This is a genomic window from Paenirhodobacter ferrireducens (assembly GCF_004022265.1).
Lineage (GTDB): Bacteria > Pseudomonadota > Alphaproteobacteria > Rhodobacterales > Rhodobacteraceae > Rhodobacter > Rhodobacter ferrireducens.
In genome coordinates, this window is the sequence record NZ_SAVB01000003.1 from 63,460 (window position 1) to 84,181 (window position 20,722).

General features: G+C 68.6%; 16 protein-coding genes and 2 tRNA genes. 10 read left to right on the plus strand and 8 right to left on the minus strand.

What is annotated here, in order from left to right; all coding sequences use genetic code 11:
- Positions 1-10: 10 nt before the first annotated feature.
- From hisB to EOW65_RS03030, 3 genes are all read right to left on the minus strand, one after another.
- Positions 11-598 carry an imidazoleglycerol-phosphate dehydratase HisB gene (gene hisB / locus EOW65_RS03020; RefSeq protein WP_128147534.1) on the minus strand — a complete coding sequence of 196 codons (588 nt, stop codon included), beginning with the start codon at positions 596-598 and terminating at the stop codon, positions 11-13.
- 173 nt (positions 599-771) lie between these two features.
- Positions 772-846, minus strand: a tRNA-Gly gene (locus EOW65_RS03025).
- 22 nt (positions 847-868) lie between these two features.
- A tRNA-Gly gene (locus tag EOW65_RS03030) sits at positions 869-943 on the minus strand.
- Between the two features lie 198 nt (positions 944-1,141).
- Here EOW65_RS03030 and EOW65_RS03035 point away from each other — a divergent pair.
- Positions 1,142-1,339, plus strand: coding sequence for a CsbD family protein (locus EOW65_RS03035; protein WP_128147535.1), 198 nt, complete (start codon positions 1,142-1,144; stop codon positions 1,337-1,339).
- Between the two features lie 49 nt (positions 1,340-1,388).
- Here the strand turns inward: EOW65_RS03035 and EOW65_RS03040 are convergent, their stop codons facing one another.
- Positions 1,389-1,757 (minus strand): MAPEG family protein, encoded by a 369-nt coding sequence (locus EOW65_RS03040; RefSeq protein ID WP_128147536.1) that lies wholly within the window; start codon positions 1,755-1,757, stop codon positions 1,389-1,391.
- Positions 1,758-1,832: 75 nt separating this feature from the next.
- Positions 1,833-5,267: a pyruvate carboxylase gene (locus EOW65_RS03045; RefSeq protein WP_128147537.1), complete on the minus strand. Its 3,435-nt coding sequence runs from the start codon at positions 5,265-5,267 to the stop codon at positions 1,833-1,835.
- A 169-nt stretch (positions 5,268-5,436) separates the two neighbouring features.
- Here EOW65_RS03045 and EOW65_RS03050 point away from each other — a divergent pair, with 169 nt between their 5' ends.
- Positions 5,437-6,885 carry a TrkH family potassium uptake protein gene (locus tag EOW65_RS03050; RefSeq protein ID WP_128147538.1) on the plus strand — a complete coding sequence of 483 codons (1,449 nt, stop codon included), beginning with the start codon at positions 5,437-5,439 and terminating at the stop codon, positions 6,883-6,885.
- A gap of 29 nt (positions 6,886-6,914) precedes the next feature.
- Here the strand turns inward: EOW65_RS03050 and EOW65_RS03055 are convergent, their stop codons facing one another.
- Positions 6,915-8,690 carry a trypsin-like peptidase domain-containing protein gene (locus tag EOW65_RS03055; RefSeq protein WP_164879969.1) on the minus strand — a complete coding sequence of 592 codons (1,776 nt, stop codon included), beginning with the start codon at positions 8,688-8,690 and terminating at the stop codon, positions 6,915-6,917.
- Positions 8,691-8,860: 170 nt separating this feature from the next.
- Here EOW65_RS03055 and EOW65_RS03060 point away from each other — a divergent pair, with 170 nt between their 5' ends.
- Positions 8,861-9,799: a glycine--tRNA ligase subunit alpha gene (locus EOW65_RS03060; RefSeq protein WP_128147540.1), complete on the plus strand. Its 939-nt coding sequence runs from the start codon at positions 8,861-8,863 to the stop codon at positions 9,797-9,799.
- A gap of 18 nt (positions 9,800-9,817) precedes the next feature.
- On the opposite strand, the gene EOW65_RS03065 is transcribed toward EOW65_RS03060, so the two are convergent.
- Positions 9,818-10,450: a MarC family protein gene (locus EOW65_RS03065; RefSeq protein ID WP_206364007.1), complete on the minus strand. Its 633-nt coding sequence runs from the start codon at positions 10,448-10,450 to the stop codon at positions 9,818-9,820.
- Between the two features lie 144 nt (positions 10,451-10,594).
- Between EOW65_RS03065 and EOW65_RS03070 the strand changes: the two genes are divergently transcribed.
- A complete protein-coding gene (locus EOW65_RS03070) occupies positions 10,595-11,041 on the plus strand; it encodes a DUF6446 family protein (protein WP_240664473.1) in 447 nt (148 codons plus the stop codon).
- A 1-nt stretch (position 11,042) separates the two neighbouring features.
- Positions 11,043-13,103 carry a glycine--tRNA ligase subunit beta gene (gene glyS, locus EOW65_RS03075; protein ID WP_128147542.1) on the plus strand — a complete coding sequence of 687 codons (2,061 nt, stop codon included), beginning with the start codon at positions 11,043-11,045 and terminating at the stop codon, positions 13,101-13,103.
- Between the two features lie 109 nt (positions 13,104-13,212).
- On the opposite strand, the gene EOW65_RS03080 is transcribed toward glyS, so the two are convergent.
- A complete protein-coding gene (locus EOW65_RS03080; RefSeq protein ID WP_164879970.1) occupies positions 13,213-14,220 on the minus strand; it encodes a sugar-binding transcriptional regulator in 1,008 nt (335 codons plus the stop codon).
- A gap of 172 nt (positions 14,221-14,392) precedes the next feature.
- Between EOW65_RS03080 and EOW65_RS03085 the strand changes: the two genes are divergently transcribed.
- The 5 genes from EOW65_RS03085 to EOW65_RS03105 all read left to right on the plus strand — a co-directional run bounded on the left by EOW65_RS03085 (position 14,393) and on the right by EOW65_RS03105 (position 20,692).
- Positions 14,393-15,733: a sn-glycerol-1-phosphate dehydrogenase gene (locus EOW65_RS03085; protein ID WP_128147544.1), complete on the plus strand. Its 1,341-nt coding sequence runs from the start codon at positions 14,393-14,395 to the stop codon at positions 15,731-15,733.
- Positions 15,733-16,548 (plus strand): HAD-IIB family hydrolase, encoded by an 816-nt coding sequence (locus EOW65_RS03090; protein WP_128147545.1) that lies wholly within the window; start codon positions 15,733-15,735, stop codon positions 16,546-16,548. Before EOW65_RS03085 ends, EOW65_RS03090 begins: the two co-directional genes overlap by 1 nt.
- Positions 16,541-18,070, plus strand: a complete 1,530-nt coding sequence (glpD, locus tag EOW65_RS03095) for a glycerol-3-phosphate dehydrogenase (RefSeq protein WP_128147546.1) — start codon at positions 16,541-16,543, stop codon at positions 18,068-18,070. The genes EOW65_RS03090 and glpD overlap by 8 nt, the downstream gene beginning before the upstream one ends.
- 86 nt (positions 18,071-18,156) lie before the next feature.
- A complete protein-coding gene (xylB, locus tag EOW65_RS03100) occupies positions 18,157-19,602 on the plus strand; it encodes a xylulokinase (RefSeq protein WP_128147547.1) in 1,446 nt (481 codons plus the stop codon).
- A gap of 79 nt (positions 19,603-19,681) precedes the next feature.
- Positions 19,682-20,692 (plus strand): sugar ABC transporter substrate-binding protein, encoded by a 1,011-nt coding sequence (locus EOW65_RS03105; RefSeq protein WP_128147548.1) that lies wholly within the window; start codon positions 19,682-19,684, stop codon positions 20,690-20,692.
- The last annotated feature ends 30 nt before the right edge of the window (positions 20,693-20,722 follow it).

Below are 20,722 nucleotides of genomic sequence, written 5' to 3' on the forward strand. Positions count from 1 at the left end.
TCTTTCCTTCTCAGAGCGCGCCCTTGGTCGAGGGCAGCACCCCGGCCATGCGCGGGTCGATCTCGACCGCCATGCGCAGCGCGCGGGCGACCGACTTGAAGGCTGCCTCGGCGATGTGGTGGCTGTTGATCCCGTGCACCTTGTCGACATGCAGCGTGATGCCGCCATTGGTCGAGAGCGCCTGAAAGAACTCGCGCACCAGCTCGGTGTCGAAGGTGCCGATCTTCTGCGTCGGGAAATCGACGTTCCACACCAGGAAGGGCCGCGCCGAGAGGTCGAGCGCGGTGGCGACCTGGGTGTCGTCCATCGCAAGCGCGAAATGGCCGTAGCGGCGGATGCCCTTCTTGTCGCCGAGCGCCTGCACCAGGGCCTGGCCAAGGGCGATGCCCGTGTCCTCGATGGTGTGGTGGTCGTCGATGTGCAGATCGCCCGCCGCAGTGATCGTCATGTCGATCAGCGAGTGGCGCGAGAGCTGGTCGAGCATATGGTCGAAAAAGCCCACCCCGGTGACGTTCCGGTAGCGGCCGGTGCCGTCGAGGTCGATCTCGACCGAGATCTCGGTCTCGGCGGTCTTGCGGGTGATGGTGGCCTTGCGCATCGTCGCTCCCTTCCGTGTCACCGCCTTATAGGGCGCGGGGCGCGGCTTGCAAAGCAGGGGCTTGCAACTGTTGCGGGGTGGTCGCTGGTCGGGCGGCTGCGGGCCAGGGGCCGGGAAGGGGGGGCAGAAAAGCAAAAGGACCGCCGAAGCGGTCCGTTTCGCATTCATTTCGCTGGAGCGGGCGATGAGATTCGAACTCACGACCCTTACCTTGGCAAGGTAATGCTCTACCCCTGAGCTACGCCCGCATGCAGCGATATGTTTCCGAACTGGAGCGGGCGATGAGATTCGAACTCACGACCCTTACCTTGGCAAGGTAATGCTCTACCCCTGAGCTACGCCCGCACCGTTGTTCGGTGGAGGCGATTTATGGGATCGGGCGGGGGGCCGCAAGAGGAAAAATTCGTCACTCCGAAAAAATCCTGTGGGCATCTTCCGGCGCAGGGTGGGCGCGATGCGGGAACCGTCAACAGGGCTTGGCCGTTGACAGGGGGAAGGGCGGAAAGATCCGCCCCGACCCGAAACCACAGACGGAGGCAAGCGATGAACACCGACATGCTCGAAGGCAAGTGGAAGGAGATCAAGGGCAGCGTGCGCGCCAAATGGGGCGAGCTGACCGATGACGAGGTCGAGCAGGTGGCCGGCAATACCGAACGCCTGGCCGGGCTGATCCAGCAGAAATACGGCCGCTCGAAGGAAGAGGCGAAGCGCGAGGTCAACGACTTCATCGAGTCGCTCTGACCGGGACGATTCCGGTCGAAAAGGGGGCTCCGGCCCCCCTTTTCGCGTCTCAGGCGAGAACCGCCAGCACCGCGCTGGCGGCGAGCGACAGAAGGGTCAGCACCATGCCGGCGACGCGCGCCCCCATCGGGCCGCCGAAGCCAAGCGCCCAGGCATGCAGGGCCCGCCCCACGACCAGTGCCGCGCCCGACAGGTGCAGCGCGATGGCGCCGGCGCCGGCCAGCTCGGCCAGCAGCAGCATCACGATGCCGAAGGGCGCATATTCGGCGAGGTTGCCATGCGTGCGGATCCGCAGCACGAGGTCATCCTTGCCGCCGTCGCCGATCGAGACGCGATGCGTCTTGCGCGCATTCACCACATGCAGCGACAGGAAAATGTAAAGCGCAACGAGCGGCAGCGCATAGCCGGCAGTGATCATCGACGTCTCCCTATGTGATCGCGCCCGCAAGCCTGACCGGCCGCGGGCGCGAGGACAAGGGGAAACGGCTGGGGCTCACTCGAGCTCGACGAGCAGGTCCTTGGCGTCGATCTGCGCGCCGGGCGCGACATGCACGGCCTTCACCGTGGCGGCGCGATCGGCGTGGATGCCGGTTTCCATCTTCATCGCCTCGATGGTCAGGAGCAGGTCGCCCTGCGCCACCTTCTGCCCGACCGCGACGGTGACCGAGGCCACCGATCCCGGCATCGGCGCGCCGACATGGGCAGGGTTGCCGGCCTCGGCCTTCGGCCGTGCCTTCACCACCGATTTCACCGCCCGGTTCGGCACGCGCACTGCGCGCGGCTGGCCATTCAGTTCGAAGAACACCTTCACCTCGCCGGCCTCGTCGGTCTCGCTCATCGTCTGATAGCGGATCTCGAGCGTCTTGCCCGGGTCGATCTCGGCCGAGATCTGCTCGCCCGACTGCATGCCATAGAAGAAGACCGGCGTCGGCAGGGTGCGCACCGGCCCGTATTGCCGGTGCCGGCCCATGTAGTCGAGGAAGACCTTCGGATACATCAGATAGCCCGCCAGATCCTCGTCATCGACGGCATAGCCGTTCAGCTCGGCCGAAAGCTTTGCCCGCGTCGCCTCGAGATCGACCGCCGGCAGATGCAGGCCCGGCCGCTCGGTCGAGGCGGGCTCGCCCTTCAGCGCTTTCTTCACGATCGCCGCGGGCCAGCCTCCGGGCGGCTGGCCAAGGTTGCCCTTCAGCATGTCGACCACCGAATCGGGGAAGGCCATGTCGCGGTCGGGATCAAGCACATCGGCCTTCGACAGCCCCTGCGCCACCATCATCAGCGCCATGTCGCCCACCACCTTCGACGAGGGGGTGACCTTCACGATGTCGCCGAAGATCTGGTTCGCATCGGCATAGGCCTGCGCCACCGCGTGCCAGCGTTCTTCGAGGCCAAGGCTGCGCGCCTGCGCCTTGAGGTTGGTGAACTGGCCCCCCGGCATCTCGTGCAGCCAGACTTCGGACGCGGGCGCCCGCGTGCCCGATTCGAAGGCCGCATATTGCGTGCGCACGGCTTCCCAATAGTTCGACATCCGCCGGATCGCGTCGATGTCGAGGCCGGTGTCGCGCTCGGTATGCGCGAGTGCCTCGACGATCGAGCCGAGGCAGGGCTGCGAGGTGCCGCCCGAGAAGGCGTCCATCGCCGCGTCGACGGCATCGACCCCCGCCTCGGCCGCGGCGAGGACCGTGGCCCCGGCGATGCCCGAGGTGTCATGGGTGTGGAAGTGAATGGGCAGGCCCACCTCGTCCTTCAGCGCGGTGACAAGGGCGCGGGCGGCGGCGGGCTTCAGAAGCCCCGCCATGTCCTTCAGCCCGAGCACATGGGCGCCTGCGGCCTCGAGTTCCTTCGCCATCGCGACGTAATACTTCAGGTCGTATTTCGCCCGGTCCGGGTTCAGGATGTCGCCGGTGTAGCAGATCGTGCCCTCGCAGATCTTCTCGGCCTCGATCACCGCATCCATTGCGACGCGCATGTTCTCGACCCAGTTCAGGCTGTCGAAGACGCGGAACACGTCGACGCCGGTCTTCGCCGCCTGCGCCACGAAGAACTGCACCACGTTGTCGGGATAGTTGGTGTAGCCCACCCCGTTCGAGGCGCGCAGCAGCATCTGCGTCAGCACGTTCGGCATCGCCGCACGGATGTCGCGCAGCCGCTGCCACGGGCATTCCTGCAAGAAGCGATAGGCGACGTCGAAGGTCGCGCCGCCCCAGCACTCGACCGAGAACAGATCGCCGAGATTGGCCGCGTAGACCGGCGCCGCGGTGACCATGTCGATCGAGCGCATCCGGGTCGCCAGAAGCGACTGGTGCCCGTCACGCATCGTGGTGTCGGTCAGCAGCAGCCGCTTTTGCGCCTTCATCCAGTCGGCCACCGCCTTCGGCCCCTCGGCGTCGAGCAGCTGCCGGGTGCCGGGCTTCACCGCGCCCTTGATCTCGGGCAGGCGCGGCGGGCGTGCCTCGGCCGGCGGCTTCGGCCGGCCGGCGGTCTCGGGATGGCCGTTCACCGTGATGTCGGCGATATAGGTCAGGATCTTGGTGCCGCGGTCGCGCCGCTTCTTGAACTGGAAAAGCTCGGGCGTGGTGTCGATGAACTTCGTCGTGTAGCCCATGCTCAGGAAGGTCGGGTGCTTGAGCAGGTTGATGACGAAATCGATGTTGGTGCTCACGCCGCGGATGCGGAACTCGCGCAGCGCGCGGTCCATGCGGTGGATGGTCTGGTCGGGGGTCTGCGCCCAAGCGGTCACCTTCACCAGAAGGCTGTCGTAATAGCGGGTGATGACGCCGCCCGCATAGGCGGTGCCGCCGTCGAGCCGGATCCCCATGCCGGTCGCGGTGCGATAGGCGGTGATGCGGCCGTAATCGGGGATGAAGTTGTTCTGCGGGTCCTCGGTCGTCACCCGGCATTGCAGCGCGTGGCCGGAAAGCGTCACCTCGGATTGCGCGGCTGCGCCCGTCGCCTCGGCCAGCGTCGCGCCCTCGGCGATGCGGATCTGCGCCTGCACGATGTCGATGCCGGTGACCTCTTCGGTCACGGTATGCTCGACCTGCACGCGCGGGTTGACCTCGATGAAGTAGAAACGGCCCTCGTCCATGTCCATCAGGAACTCGACGGTGCCGGCGTTCTGATAGCCGACCGCGTTGCCGATCTGCAGCGCCAGGCCGCAGACCTCGGCGCGCTGTTCGGGCGTCAGATAGGGGGCGGGGGCGCGCTCGACCACCTTCTGGTTGCGCCGCTGCACGGTGCAGTCGCGCTCGTAGAGGTGATAGAGCTGGCCATGCGTGTCGCCCAGAAGCTGCACCTCGACGTGGCGCGCGCGCAGGATCATCTTTTCCAGATAGCCCTCGCCATTGCCGAAGGCGGCTTCGGCCTCGCGCCGGCCCTCGCGCACCTTCTCGACCAGCTCGTCGGGGCCCATGATCGGGCGCATGCCGCGCCCGCCGCCGCCCCAGCTCGCCTTCAGCATCAGCGGATAGCCGATCGCGGCGGCCTCGGCCTTGATCGCGTCGAAATCGTCGCCGAGCACCTCGGTCGCCGGGATCACCGGCACCCCCGCCTTCATCGCCACATGCCGGGCCGAGGCCTTGTCGCCAAGGGCGCGCATGGTCTCGGCGCGCGGGCCGATGAAGGTGATGCCGGCCTTGTCGCAGGCCTCGACGAAATCGGGGTTCTCCGACAGCAGCCCATAGCCCGGGTGGATCGCGTCGGCGCCGGATTCCTGCGCGACGCGGATGATCTCGGGGATCGAGAGATAGGCGCCGACGGGGCTCAGCCCGGCGCCGATGCGATAGGCCTCATCCGCCTTGAAGCGGTGCAGGGAGAGCTTGTCTTCCTCGGCATAGACGGCGACGGTCTTCTTGCCGAGTTCGTTTGCGGCCCGCATCACGCGGATGGCAATCTCGCCCCGGTTGGCGATCAGGATTTTGCGGAACATCATGGACCCTCCCCGCAGTGGTGCCGGAAAACCTAGCGTCGCTGCGATGCAGCGCAAGTTAATTCTGCGAAATTGAGCAAATTAACTGACCAATTTTGAAATGTTTGCAAAGTTGGCCGCGGTGCGGCGCGCTATTGACGTGCGGCAGGGGGGCGGGCAAGCAGGGGGCATGATCGAGTTGCGCCCGGTGGGCTACATCATCGGCCTGCTGGCCACGGCCCTCGGGGCGGCGATGCTGATCCCGGCCGCGCTCGATTTCCTGCGCGGCGATGCCAATGCCGGCGCCTTCCTCGAGGCGGCGATCGTCACCATGACCGCGGGCGGGTTGGTGGCGCTGGCGGCCCATGACGGGCGCGGCACGATGCTGAGCCTGCGCCAGAGCTTCGTCGTCACCACCGGCGCCTGGGCGGTACTGCCCGCCTTCGGCGCGCTGCCCTTCCTCACCGGGGCGCCGGGGCTCGACTTCACCGACGCCTATTTCGAGGCGATGTCGGGGCTGACCACCACCGGCACGACGGCGATCCCCGAGCTCGACGAGCTGCCTGCCGGCACCAACCTGTGGCGGGCGATCCTGCAATGGTTGGGCGGGCTCGGCATCATCATCGTGGCGATGATCTTCCTGCCGGTGATGAAGGTCGGCGGCATGCAGTTCTTCCGCTCGGAAGGCTTCGACACGCTGGGCAAGATCCTGCCGCGGGCGATGGACATCTCGGCGGCGCTGATCCGGGTCTATGTCGGGCTGACGGTGGCCTGCGCGGTGACCTATGCCGTGCTTGGCATGACCGCCTTCGATGCGGTGGTGCATGCGCTGACCACGCTCTCGACCGGGGGCTTCTCGAATTACGACGCGAGCTTCGGTGTCTATCGCGGCGCGCCGGAATATGCGGCCTCGCTGTTCATGCTGCTGGCCGCGATGCCCTTCATCCGCTTCGTGCAGCTTGCCCAGGGCAACCCCGCACCGCTGTGGCGCGACCCGCAGGTGCGCGCCTTCCTGCGCTGGCACGGCTATGCGATCGCGGTGATCGTGCTCTATCGCCTGATCCGGCACGAAAGCGCGTTCTGGCCGACGCTGCGCGAGGTGACCTTCAACGTCGTCTCGACCTTCACCGGCACCGGCTATGCCTCCGAGGACATCACCACCTGGGGGCATCTGGCCTTCGTGGTGCTGATCATCACCGGGCTGATCGGCGGCTGCACCTCGTCGACCGGCTGCTCGGTCAAGGTGTTCCGCTATCTGATCCTATTCCAGGCGATCAAGGTGGCGATCCGGCGGCTCTACAGCCCGCACCGGGTGATGGGGATGCGCTATGACGGCCGCGCGGTCGAGCGCGAGGTGCTCGATTCCGTCGTCGCCTTCTTCACCCTCTTCGTGCTGACCTTCGGCGGGCTGATCGTGGCGCTGTCGCTGACCGGGCTCGCCCCGCGCACGGCGCTGACCGCGGCCTGGACGGCGATCGCCAATGTCGGGCCGGCCTGGGGGCCCGAGGTGTCGTCCAACGGCGCCGTCGACCGCTTCCCCGACAGCGCGAAATGGCTGATGGCGCTCGGGATGATGCTTGGCCGGCTCGAGCTGATGTCGGCCTTCGTGCTGCTCTTGCCGAAGTTCTGGCGCGGCTGAGCGCCGCGCCCGCGGTCAGGTTCGGGCGGTCATTTCCAGCAGGCGATCTGCACGGTGAATTTCTGCGCCTCGACGGCCAGATCCTCGGCCGCGAGCGTGCCCGTGGCCTCCGACGCCGTCGGCATGAAGCCATGCTCGGCCAGCACCTGAACGAGCGGCATCGCCTGCACCGCCTCGGTCAGATCGGCGGGCATCAGCTTGGTGCCATCGGCCGCGCGCGGCAGGACGATGCCGACAAGCGCGCCCGAGCCATCGAGCACTGGCCCGCCCGCATCGCCCGCCAGGGTGTGCACCGCGAGCCGCGCCCGGTTCGCCTCGCCGGCAAGGCCGGTCAGATCGGAGAGCGTGCCGAAGCTCAGCACCGGCGCGGTCAGCGCCTCGGGATAGGAAAAGCCCGCCACCGCCACTTGCGCGCCGGCGGCGGTCGCCGCGGTCTCGAAGGTGACGATGCCGGCAGGGGCCATCGCCTTCTTCGGCCGCAGCACCGCAATGCCAAGCGCCGGATCGGTGAAGGCGAGATCCGCCTCCTCGTCCTCGATGGTGATCTTGGTGCAGGTGTCGAGCCCGGCGCCCGCCGTCAGCACCGCGCCCTTCTCGTCGATGAAGGCGCCCGAGCGGGCAAATTCCGGGTGCCGCCGCTCGAGCCCCGCCATCAGATCGCCGCGCGTCACCGTCATCGGGGTGCCGAGCGAGGGATCGAGCGCGGTGCTGCCGATCGGCCGGAACGAGGCCTTCATCGCCGCCAGCACGCGCTGCATCTTCGCCTCCTGCCCGGGCGGCCAGGCCAGGGTGAAGCCCTTGATCAGCCCGCCCGCCAGATGCGCCTCGGTCCAGGAGCGCAGGCTGTCGTTCTGCCCGGCGATGGTGAAGCCGCTGCGGTTGCGGCTGCGCTCGCCCTCGGCGGGCACCAGCGCCAGCGCCTGCATCCGGTCGTAAAGCCCGTAAAGCGCGTTCTGGTCGCCGGTCTGGGACAGCAGCAGCGCCGTGACGCCCGAGCCGTCCTTGGCGCGATAGACGACGAAGGGCGGGTCGTAGCGGTCGAATTCGATCAGGCCGAGCGGCAGGTCGATGGCAATGCCGGCGTCGGTCTCCTCGACGGTCTCGAGACCAAGGGCGGCGCGGTCGGCCGCGACGGCGGCGAGAAGCTGCGTCTGCTGCGTCGAGGCGAGCACGCCGGTCGGCGCAAAGCCCTGCGCCGTCTGCCATGCGGCGATCGCCGCGCGCGTGCCGCGGCCGAAGGCGCCGTCGATGGTGGCGTTGTAGAACCCCTGCCATTCGAGCGCGGCCTGAATCTCCATCCGTGCCTCGCGGTCAAGCGCCGCCTCGAGCCGCTGCGACTCGGCCAGCGTCTCGACCGGCGGCGTCGGTTCAGGGGCGGCGGGCAGAGCCTCGGCCGGGGGCGGTTCGGCGCCGGTGGTTTCGGGGGCGGGGGCCTCCGGCGCCGGCGTCCCGGCCGTCCCGGGCAGCGGGGCGGTGCCGTTGGGCCAGAACTGGCCGCGGAAGCGGCCGCCGTCCGAGACATAGCTGTCGCCCGGGATCAGCCCCTCGCGGCGCAGCGTGCGCAGCCGCGCCGTCGCCTCTGCGGTGTCGGCGAAGGGGCCGATAGCGATGGCATACCAGCCCGTCGACATCGCGAAACCGGCGATATCGGGGAACATGCCGGCCCAGTCCCGCGCGCGCTCCTCGGCCTGCGGGAGCGAGGGCTGCGCCTCGATCTGCAGCCAGACCGGCTCGGCCGCGCCGGGCCCCGTCCAGATCAGCCCCGCCAGACCCGCCGCCGTCGCGAGGTGCATCGCCCTGCGCATTCCCGTCATCGTGAAACCCACTTCCTGTTCTCAAAACGGGGTGAGGTTAGCAGGCTGACCGCCCGCGTCACCCCGGAAATCGCGGGAAATCGGGTCCGGGGGCAGGGCGGGGCGTTGACCCTTGCCCGGCGCTTGCCTAGAGAGAAGGCGCTTTGAACCAGAGGGAAGCCATGTCGAACCCTGTCGCTCCGCGGTCGTTCCAGGAAATCATCCTGCGGCTCATGAATTACTGGGCCTCGAAAGGCTGCGCGGTGCTGCAGCCCTATGACATGGAGGTGGGCGCGGGCACCTTCCACCCGGCGACGACGCTGCGCTCGCTCGGCTCGAACCCCTGGGCCGCGGCCTATGTCCAGCCCTCGCGCCGTCCGACCGACGGCCGCTATGGCGAGAACCCGAACCGGCTGCAGCACTATTATCAGTATCAGGTGCTGATCAAGCCGAGCCCCTCGAACCTGCAGGAGCTCTATCTCGGCTCGCTCGCCGCGATCGGCATCGACCTTGACCTGCACGACATCCGCTTCGTCGAGGACGACTGGGAGAGCCCGACGCTGGGCGCTTGGGGGCTTGGCTGGGAAGTCTGGTGCGACGGCATGGAAGTCAGCCAGTTCACCTATTTCCAGCAGGTCGGCGGGCATGACTGCAAGCCGGTCTCGGGCGAGCTGACCTATGGGCTCGAACGGCTGGCGATGTATGTGCTCGGCATCGACCACGTCATGCAGATGCCATTCAACGCGCCCGACGCGCCGATCCCGCTGACCTATGGCGACGTGTTCCGGCAGACCGAGGAAGAGTATTCGCGCCACAACTTCGATGCGGCCAACACCGAGATGCTCTTGCGCCATTTCGAGGATGCCGAGGCGGAATGCGAGCGGCTGCTGTCCTTCCCGGCCGAAGACCCGAACTCGGGCAAGCGCATCATCATGGTGCACCCGGCCTATGACCAGTGCATCAAGGCGAGCCACCTGTTCAACCTGCTCGATGCGCGCGGGGTGATCTCGGTGACCGAGCGGCAGGCCTATATCGGCCGGGTCCGGGCGCTCGCCAAGAAATGCGCCGATGCCTTCGTGCAGACCACCGCCGGCGGCTGGACGCCCGACGCGGCCGCGTGACCCCGCGGGGCCGGGCGTTCAGCCCAGCCCCGGCAGCAGCGCCTTCAGCCCCGTCGTCGCCATGTCGACGGCGATGGCGATCAGGATCATTCCCATCAGCCGGGTCATGATGACGCGCAGCGTCTGCGTCGTCACCCGGGTGATGGTGCCGGAAAACCACAGCACGCAGAGCATCGCCAGCAAAACGCAGCCGATCGCGAGCGCGAGCGCGACAGAGCCCGCAAGCCCCCGCGCCTGCCCGGTAAAGATCACCAGGGTGGCGATCGTGCCGGGCCCGACGATCATCGGGAAGGTCATCGGGTAGAAGGCGATGCTGTCAAGCGCCTGCTGCTGGGCTTGTTCGTCGGGGGTGCCCGAATGGGCGCTGTGGCCATTGCCGTTCAGCATACCAAGCCCGATTGTCGCCAGCACGATCCCGCCCGCGACGCGGAAGTCGTCGATGCTGATCCCGAAGACCGACAGCACCCGCAGCCCCGCCACCGCGATCACGAGGCACATCCCGGCGCTGAAGGCGATGGTGGCCAGCGCCGCGCGGTGCCGGCTGGGCGCATCCCAGTCCGCGGTCAGGCTGAGAAACATCGGCAACGCGATGAACGGGTTCATGATCGCGAAGAAGGCGGCGAGCGACTTGATGAAGAACAGGGGATCCAATGCGTCTTCCTTCCGGCTGTCGTGCCTGTCTAACGGCATGAACCCGATTGTGCAAAATCCTCCTGCCTGCGCTTGCGCGGCGGCGGGCGGGCCTGTATGCGCTGGGCTATGGCGGTCAGGGGACGATATGTCGGAGGCTTTCTCGTGTTCAGCGCGCTGATCACCGGGGCTGCGGTCTATTATCTGCAGGTCTACGGCTATTATCATGCGGTCGATGCGGCGGCGCCTGCCGCCGAGGTGCGGCTGACCGCGATCGAGACCGGCGCGCCCGAGCCGATCCTCGCCGAGGATTTTCAGGGCATCGACGCCGACAGCTCGCCGCTGCGCTATCGCGGCTGCTTCCGCACGCCGATGAGCCTTGCGCTGCTGACCGAGACCTTCACCGTCTATGACAAGGCCACGCCGCTCACCGCGCCGGGCTGGTTCTCCTGTTTCGACGCGGCCCGGATCGGCGCCGATATCGAGACAGGGACGGCGGTGGCCTTCCTGTCCGAACACGACATCCACCCCGGCGTCGACCGCGTGGTGGCGATTTATCCCGATGGCCGGGCCTATGCCTGGCAGCAACTGAATGACGAAGCGGGGAAGTGACATGCCCGATCTGCTGATTGAACTCTTCTCCGAGGAGATCCCGGCGCGGATGCAGCCGGGGGCGCGGGAAGCGCTGAAGAAGCTGGTGACCGACGGTCTCGTCGAGGCCGGCCTGACCTATGGTCATGCCGCGGCCTTCTCGACGCCGCGGCGCCTGACGCTGGCCCTCGAGGGGCTGAGCGCCGAAAGCCCGACGCTGCGCGAAGAGCGCAAGGGCCCCTCGACCGGCGCGAACGAGAAGGCGATCGAGGGCTTCCTGCGCTCGACCGGCCTGACGCTCGAGCAGCTCGAGGTGCGCGACGACAAGAAGGGTCAGGTCTATTTCGCCGTGGTCGAGAAACCCGGCCGCAGCGCGCCCGAGATCGTCGCCGAGGTGCTGGAAAAGACGATCCGCACTTTCCCCTGGCCGAAGTCGATGCGCTGGGGCTCGGGCACGCTCAAATGGGTGCGGCCGCTGCATTCGATCCTGTGCCTGCTGACCACCGAGGCCGGCGCCGAGGTCGTCGATCTGGAAGTCGAGGGCATCCGCTCGGGCAACACCACCGAGGGCCACCGCTTCATGGCGCCGGGCCGCTTCGCGGTCTCGGGCTTTGACGATTACGTCGCCAAGCTGAAGGCGGCGAAGGTCGTGCTCGACAGTGCCGAGCGCGAGGAGATCCTGTGGAACGAGGCGCAGACGCTGGCCTTCGCGCGCGGGCTCGAGCTGGTGCCCGACCGGGGCCTTCTGGCCGAGGTCGCGGGGCTGGTCGAATGGCCGGTCGCGCTGATGGGCGACATCGCCGAAACCTTCCTCGGCCTGCCGCCCGAGGTGCTGCAGACCTCGATGAAGGAGCATCAGAAGTTCTTCTCGGTGAAGAACCCGAAGACCGGCCGGATCGAGGGCTTCGTCACCGTGGCGAACCGCGAGACCGCCGACCATGGCGCGACGATCCTGAAGGGCAACCTCAAGGTGCTGTCGGCGCGGCTGTCGGATGCCAAGTTCTTCTGGGAACACGACCTGCGGATCGTCAAGACCGAGGGGCTCGAGGGCATGGGCGAGGGGCTGGCCCAGGTCACCTTCCACAACAAGCTCGGCTCCCAGGCGGCGCGGATCGAACGCATCGAGGCGCTGGCTCAGGAGATCGCGCCGATGGTCGGTGCGCAGCCCGATCTGGCCGCCGAGGCCGCGCGGGTGGTGAAATCCGACCTGCGCTCGGCGATGGTCGGCGAGTTCCCGGAACTTCAGGGCCTGATGGGCAGCTATTACGCCCGGGCCGCGGGCCTGCCCGAGGCGGTCGCGAATGCCTGCAAGGGCCATTACTCGCCGCTCGGCCCCTCGGACGAGGTGCCCTCGGAGCCGGTGACGGTGGCGGTGGCGCTCGCTGACAAGATCGACACGCTCACCGGCTTCTGGGCGATCGACGAGAAGCCCACGGGCTCGAAAGACCCCTTCGCGCTGCGTCGTGCGGCGCTGGGCGTGATCCGGCTGGTGCTGGTGAACGGGCTGCGGCTTGACCTTGCGAAGGTCTTCGCGACGGCGAATGACAAGACCGATGCGGCCGACCTTCTGGCTTTCTTCCATGACCGCCTGAAGGTCTTCATGAAGGATCAGAACATCCGCCACGACGTGATCGACGCGGTGCTCGCCATGCCGGGCAACGACGATCTGACGCTTGTCGTGAAGCGGGCCGAGGCGCTGGTCGCGTTCCTGAAGACCGAGGATGGCGGCAACCTGATCCAGGGCTTCAAGCGCGCCAACAACATCCTCAGCCAGGCCGAGGCGAAGGACGGGGTCGAATACAGCTTCGGCGCCGATCCGAAGTTTGTCGAAGGCGCCGAGGAGACGGCGCTGTTCGCCGCGCTCGATGCCGCCGAGGCGGCGATCGGCCCGGCGATGGCGGCCGAGGAGTTCGGCGCCGCGATGGCCGCGATGGCCGCCCTGCGCGCGCCGATCGACGCCTTCTTCACCGCGGTGCAGATCAATGCCGAGAACGAGATCGTGCGCCGCAACCGGCTCAACCTGCTCTCGCGCATCCGCCAGATCTGCCTGAGCGTCGCCGACCTTGCGAAGATCGAGGGCTGAGCCCCGGCGCGGCGCCCCTTCCCCGGCCGGGGAGGGGGCGCTGCCCCCGCCTGCCGCTGGCAGGCCCCCCGAGGTATTTCGGGCAAGATGAAAGCCCCGGGGTGTTTCCTTAGGTGGCCGCGAGGGCGAGGGCCGTCGCCTCGTCGGTGACGAGGACGCTCGCCAGCCCGCCGCGCAGCATGGCGCGGATCGCCTCGACCTTTTCCGGACCGCCGCCGATGCAGATCCGCTCGGGCACCTGCAGCAGATCGCCAAGCGCCATGGTGATGTGGCGGCCGTCGAACTCGCTGTGCACGATCCTGCCGTCCGCATCGAAGAAATAGCCCGCGGCGAAGCCCACCGCGCCGAGGTCGCGATAGGCGGCAAGCTCGGCCTCGGTCATGAAGCCGCCCTGCACCAGCAGCGTCTCGCCGGTCAGCTGGGTGACGCCGAACACCGCCTTGGTGCAGCCGCGCAGCAGCGCGAAATGGTCGCGGATCGCCGGCTCGTGCATCAGGATCTCCTTCACATGCGGCGAGGAGACGACGCCCGGCGCATGCAGGTTGATCGCCCGCGCGTTCAGCCGCGCCGCGATGTTCGAGGTGCACAGCACCGGCGAGAAGTCGAAGGTGGCGGCGGAGGATCCGGTGATCTGCGCCACGGTGACGGTCGGGCAGGCGATGGCACTGAGGTGTTGCGAGAGCGCGAGCACGGTGCGCCCCCAGGCGACGCCGATCGTGTCCTCGGGCCGCAGCCGGTTTTCCAGCACCCGCGCCGCGAGATGGCCGATCTGGCCATGCAGCGATCCGCCCTCGCCCTCGCCCTCGCGCTGGCGCGGCAGGATGTAGCATTCCGCAAGGCCTGTCGCGGCGCAGATCTTCAGTGACAGCGCCATTCCGGCGATTCGCGTCGGGTCGATCGAGATGTTCACCACCCCCTCGTCGCGCGCCTTCTGCAGCAGGTTGAACACCGAGGCGCGGGAGATCCCCAGCTCCTCGGCGATCCGGTCCTGCTTTTGCCCCTGCTCGTAATAGAGCCAGGCCGCCCAGAGCACCTCGTCCATGCCGAATTGCGCCGGAACGGCGCGCCGGCCGGTCCGGGGCTCGGTCGTCTCGATCAAATCCGCTTTTCTTGCCATGCGTTTTCCCTTCGTCGGTCGGGGCCGAAATGCGCCCCGACCTGTTGGGCAGTCTCGCATGAAAGCGGGTGTTTTGGCAAATGCCGACATTACGTGAAAATTGTTGTTGACGAATGACAGAGTCATCTGGCAACTTTCAAATCAAGGGAGAGCACTTGCTTGGGAGGAGCAGATGAGCTTGCCGCTGACGGCGCGCGAGAGCGCGACCGGGGGCTGGAATGCCCTCATCGAAGACGTCACCACCGGCCGCTGGCAGGACCCGGACACCGGGGCTGCGGTCACCGTGCCGTTCCGCTGCATCGAGATCGGCGACGGGTTTGCCGCTGGGGCGCGGGATCTGGTCGAGCGGGTGATGCGGGCCGGGAGCTATGCCGTGGTCTGCGACGCCGACACCGCCGAGGCGATGGGGGCCGAGGTTGCCCGGGCGATGGGGGCGACGGCACGGCTGGTCGTGCTCGATCACCCGCATGCCGACGCGGCGCAGGTGCGGGCGCTGAGCGACGAGACCCGCGATGTCGAGGCGCTGATCGCCGTCGGTTCGGGCACGATCAACGATCTTTGCAAATACGCGACCTTCCGCGACGGGCGGGCCTACAGCGTCTTCGGCACCGCGCCCTCGATGAACGGATACACCTCGTCGACGGCCTCGATCACCCTCGAGTCCGGGCTGAAGACGACGCAGAAGGCGCATGCCGCGCGCGGCGTCTTCATCGACATCGGGGTTTCGGCCGCGGCGCCGCAATACCTGATCGGGGCGGGGCTCGGTGACAGCCTGTGCCGCCCCACCGCGCAGGTCGACTGGTATTTCTCGCATGTGATGCTGGGCACGCGCTATGCCACCGCCCCCTATCTGCTGCAGGAAGAGGACGAGGCCGCGGTTCTGGCGCGCAGCGCCGGGCTTGGTGCGCGCGAGCATGACGCCATCGGCTACCTGCAGCGGCTGCTGACGCTCGGCGGGCTGGGCATCGCGGTGGTGGGGATGAGCCACCCGGGCTCGATGGGCGAGCATCAGATCTCGCACTGGATCGACAGCTTTGCCGGCGCGCGGCATCCGGGCACGGTGCATGGCCAGCAGGTCGGCGTTGCCTCGGTCACCATGGCGCGGCTGCAGGCGCGGATCCTCGCGATGGAAGAGGCGCCGCGGCTGCGGCCCTGGCAGCCCGACGAGGCGGCGATCCGGGCGCGCTATCCGGCCGCCGCGGTTGAGGATTGCCTGACCGCGAGCCGGGCGAAGGCGATGACGGCCGAGGATGCCGAAGCCTTCAACGCCAAGCTTGCCGCGATCTGGCCCGAACTGCGCGCGACGCTCGGCGCGATGATGCTGCCGCCGGACGAGATGGCGGCGCATCTGCGCGCGGCCGGCGGCGGTGCGACGCCGGCCGAGATCGGCCTCGACCGCGACCTCTATATCGAGGCGCTGCGCCACTGCCGCGAGATGCGCGACCGCTATTCGCTGCTCGATCTGGCCGAGGACATCGGCATTCTGGACGATTTCATCGAGGAGGAAGTCTGATGCGACCGCTTGCCGAGCTCGACCCGGCCGCGCTGCGCGGTTGCGTCGCGGTGCTGACCGATATCGACGACACGCTGACCACCGACGGGCAGTTGCCCGCCGCCGCCTATGGGGCGCTCGAGCGGCTGGCGCAGGCCGGGCTTGCGGTGGTGCCGATCACCGGCCGCCCGGCGGGCTGGTGCGACATGATCGCCCGGTTCTGGCCGGTCGCCGGGGTGGTGGGCGAGAACGGCGCCTTCTACTTCAGCTATGACCGCACGGCGCGGGTGATGCGGCAGCGCTTCTTCGCGCCAGAGGCCGAGCGTCAGGCGAACCGCGCCCGGCTGAGCGCGCTGCGCGAGCGGATCCTGCGCGAGGTGCCGGGGGCGGGGATCGCCTCGGATCAGCTCTACCGCGAGGCAGATCTCGCCATCGACTTCTGCGAGGACGTGCCGGCATTGCCCGAGGCCGAGGTGCAGCGCATCCTCGACATCTTCGCCGAGGCGGGGGCGGTGGCGAAACTGTCGTCGATCCATGTGAACGGCTGGTTCGGCGACTACGACAAGCTGTCGATGACCCGGATCTTCGCACGCGACATCCTCGGGCTCGACATCGACGCCGAGCGGGCGCGGGTGATCTTTGCCGGCGACAGCCCGAACGACGGGCCGATGTTCGGCTTCTTCCCGAACAGCTGCGGCGTGGCGAATGTGCGCGACTTCGCGCCGGGCAGCTTCACGCCGCCGGCCTTCGTCGCCGCCTCGGAAGGGGGCGCGGGGTTCGTCGAGATCGCCGAGCGGATCCTTGGCGCGCGGGTGCCGGAGGCGGCCGATGCCTGACATGGTCGATCTGTTCATCATCGGCGGCGGCATCAACGGCTGCGGCATCGCGCGCGACGCGGTCGGGCGGGGCTATTCGGTGGTCCTGTGCGAGCAGGGCGATCTCGGTGGCGCGACCTCGTCCTCCTCGACCAAGCTGCTGCATGGCGGGCTGCGCTATCTCGAGCATCACGAGTTCCGCCTCGTGCGCGAGGCGCTGATCGAACGCGAGGTGCTGTGGAACATCGCGCCGCATATCGTGCGCCCGCTGCGCTTCGTGCTGCCGCACAGCAAGGGGATGCGGCCGGCCTGGCTGCTGCGGCTTGGCCTGTTCATCTATGACCACCTCGGCGGGCGCAAGCTGCTGCCCGGCACCGCGCGCGTCGACCTGAAGTCGGGGCCGATCGGGCAGGGGCTGCGCGACGGGCTGCGGCTTGGCTTCGAGTATTCGGATTGCTGGGTCGAGGACAACCGGCTGGTGATCCTGAACGCCATCGACGCGGTCGAGCGTGGCGCGACGGTGCGGGTGCGCACCCGCTGCACGAAGGCCGAGCCGCGCCCGGGCGGCGGCTGGCGCGTCACCCTGCGCGGCGAGAGCGGTCGCGAGGAGGTCATCGAGGCGCGGATGCTGATCAACGCCGGCGGTCCCTGGGCGAATGATGTCGCGCGCACCATCGCGCGGCGCCCGCCGAAGGGGCGGGTGCGGCAGGTGCAGGGCTCGCATATCATCGTGCCGAAGCTCTACGATCACGACCGCTGCTTCATCTTCCAGAACGGTGACGGCCGGATCGTCTTCACCATCCCCTACGAGGGGCGCTTCACCCTGATCGGCACCACCGACCGCGACTATCCGGGCGACCCGGCCAAGGTCGCGGCCTCGCCCGAGGAGATCGCCTATCTGTGCACGCTGGCGAGCAGCTATTTCAAGCGCCCGGTCACGCCCGCCGATGTGGTCTGGACCTATTCCGGGGTGCGTCCGCTTTATGACGACGGCAGCTCCGAGGCGCAGAAGGCCACCCGCGATTACGTGCTCGAACTCGACACCCGGGCCGAGGCGCCGGTGCTCTCGGTCTTCGGCGGCAAGATCACGACCTATCGCCGGCTTGCCGAATCGGCGCTGGAGCGCATTGCTTCGTGCCTCGGAGATCCTGAGGGAGGCCCGCGGCTGCCGGCGGGATGGACCGGGCAGAAGGCGCTGCCGGGCGGGGACTTCGCGCCGCTGGCGTTCGACGCCGAGCGCGACGCGCTGCGCGCGGACTATGGTTTCCTGGGCCAGGCCGAGGCGACGCGGCTGCTGCGCTATTACGGATCGCGGGCGCGACGGGTTCTGGGAGGGGCCCGCAGCCGTGCCGATCTGGGCGAGGCCTTCGGCGGCGGTCTGACCGCGCGCGAGGTCGACTACATGCGTGCGCACGAATGGGTGCGCAGCGCCGAGGACATCCTGTTCCGCCGCTCGAAGCTGGGCCTCGTGCTGAGCCCGGACGAGGTCGCGGCGCTGGAACGCTACATGGAAGGACAGATGCCGAAACGTCAGAGCGCCTGAGCGCAATCGCGCCGGGAGTGGAGGCCCGGGGCGCTCTGATCCAACCGGCCGCACGGGAGGCGGCCGTATAACAGGGAGGAGACGCGATGTTTCTGGGGATCGACCTTGGAACGTCGGGGGTGAAGTGCATTCTGATGGATGACGCCCAGAGCGTGATCGGCGAGGCCTCCTCGCGGCCGCTCGAGGTGAGCCGGCACCGGCCGGGCTGGTCGGAGCAGGACCCCGAACTGTGGTGGGAGGCGGTGAGCGAGACGCTCGACAGCCTTGCGGCCGGGCATCCGGCGGCGATGGCGGCGGTCGAGGGGATCGGACTTTCGGGCCAGATGTATGGCGCGACCGTGCTCGATGCACGCGATCAGCCGCTGCGCCCGGCGATCTTGTGGAACGACACCCGCAGCGGCGCCGAATGCGACGAGCTGATGGCGGGGGTGCCCGATCTGGTGGCCCGCGTCGGGCGCCGGCCGACGCCCGGGGTGACGGCCAGCAAGATCCTGTGGCTGCGTCGGCACGAGCCCGAGACCTATCGCCAGATCCGCAAGGTCTTGCTGCCAAAGGACTATGTGCGGCTGCGGCTGTCGGGCGAGAAATCGACCGACCTCGCCGACGCGAGCGGCACGATGTGGGTCGATCTGGCGGCGCGGAACTGGTCGGACCGGATGCTCGAGGCCTCGGGGCTGAACCGCACGCACATGCCGCAGCTGGTCGAGGGCACCGAGGTCTCGGGCCGGCTGCGGCGCGAGCTTGCCGCCCGCTGGGGCATGCACCGCCGCCCGGTGATCGCCGGCGGTGGCGGCGACAACGCCTGCGGCGCCTGCGGCACCGGGGTGATCGAGGATGGTGACGGCACGGTCTCGCTCGGCACCTCGGGGGTGCTCTTCGTGGCGAACGACAGCCCGCGCCCGGCCGGCGATTTCGCCATCGAGACGCTGTGCCATGCCGTCCCCGGCCGCTGGCACCAGATGTCGGTGCTGCTGTCGGCGACCTCCTGCCTGACCTGGCTCGGCGCGCGGCTCAAGCGCGAGCCCGGCGAGCTGGCCCGGGCATTGGGCGAGGCGCCGCTGCCGGCGACGGGGCTGATCTTCGTGCCCTTCCTCGACGGCTGCTGGTCGCCGCGCTCGGACGCCTCGGTGCGCGGCGGCTTCTACGGCCTGGCGCATCAGCACGACGATCTGGCGATGGCGCAGGCGGTGATGCAGGGCGTGGCCTTCGCGCTGCGCGAATGCGCCGACGCCTTCCGCTCGGGCGGCTCCGAGCTGCGCCGGCTGCTGGCGATCGGCGGCGGCTCGCGCTCGCGCCCCTGGCTCGCGATGATCGCGACCTCGCTCGGAGTCGAGCTTGACGTGCCGCGCACCGGCGCGCTTGGCGCGGCCTTCGGTGCGGCGCGGCTCGGCATGATCGCGGCGAGCGGGGCCGCGCCGGGCACTGTGCTCCGCCGCCCGGCGCTGCGCGAGGCGATCGGCCCCGAGCCAGCCCATGCCGACGGTTACGCACAGGCCTACGACCGCTGGAGGACGGTCGCGGCGCTGTGTTGACGACGGGCGGGCGCCTTGCGGGCGCCGGCCGAGGACTCCGCCCGGGAACAGGGCGGTGCAACAGTGGAGGAGAGACGACATGACCGAAGAATTCACCGGCGCGGGCCTTGGCCGCCGTGCCTTCCTGACGGGGGCCGCGACGCTTGCCGCCTCTGCCGCGCTCTGGCCGCGCGAGATGCGCGCCGCTGCCGCCGACCGCAAGTTCGCCGCCTCGCTCGGCTGGACGACCTATGACTCGGGGCGCCACCTGCAGGACGGGTTCAACGCCGCGGTGAAGGAGCTGGGCGGTTCCCTGACCACCACCGACGCCGGCTTCGACGCGCGGGTGCAGTCCGACCAGATCGACTCGCTCGTCGCCTCGAAGCCCGAGGCGCTCTTCGTCACCCCGGCCGATGCGGTGGCGATCGCCCCGGCGGTGCAGCGCGCGATCGCTGCGGGGATCCCGGTCTTTTGCGCCGACAGCTCGGTGCCGGGCGCGATGGTCACCACCACCGCGATGTCGTCGAACTTCGGCATGGGCCAGTATTCCGCCGAGTTCATCTGCAAGGCGCTGAACGGCAAGGGCAAGATCGCCCGCGTCATGCTGCCGCAAAACGAAAGCTGGGATCAGCGCACGCTCGGCATGGAATGGACCTTGCGCCGCTATCCCGAGATCGAGATCGTCACCGAATGGGCCTTTGCGCTGGCCGGCAACGTCACGCCGCGTCAGGCGGTCGACAACATCCTGACCTCGAACCCGGACGTCAACGCGATCTGGTGCGCCTGGGACGGCGCCTCGGTCGAGGGCACGCTTGCCGCCCGCGCCGCGGGGCGGGCCGATCTGATCCTGACCGGCATCGACGGCGGTTCGCAGGCCTTCAACTACATCGCCGCCGATACGCCGCTGAAGCTGTCGATGGCACAGAGCTTCTACGAGATGGCCTATGCGAGCGTCTTCTATGCGCATGAGGCACTGGCCGGGCGCAAGACGCCGCGGCTGGTGATCACCCCGACCTATGCCGTGACCCACGACATGCTGAAGGACGGCATTCCCGACGATTACGACGTGCCGGGGCGCGCCGGAGAGCTGGGCTGGACCCGCGCGCTCTGACCCGGGCCGGGCCGCGGGAGACCCCCGCCC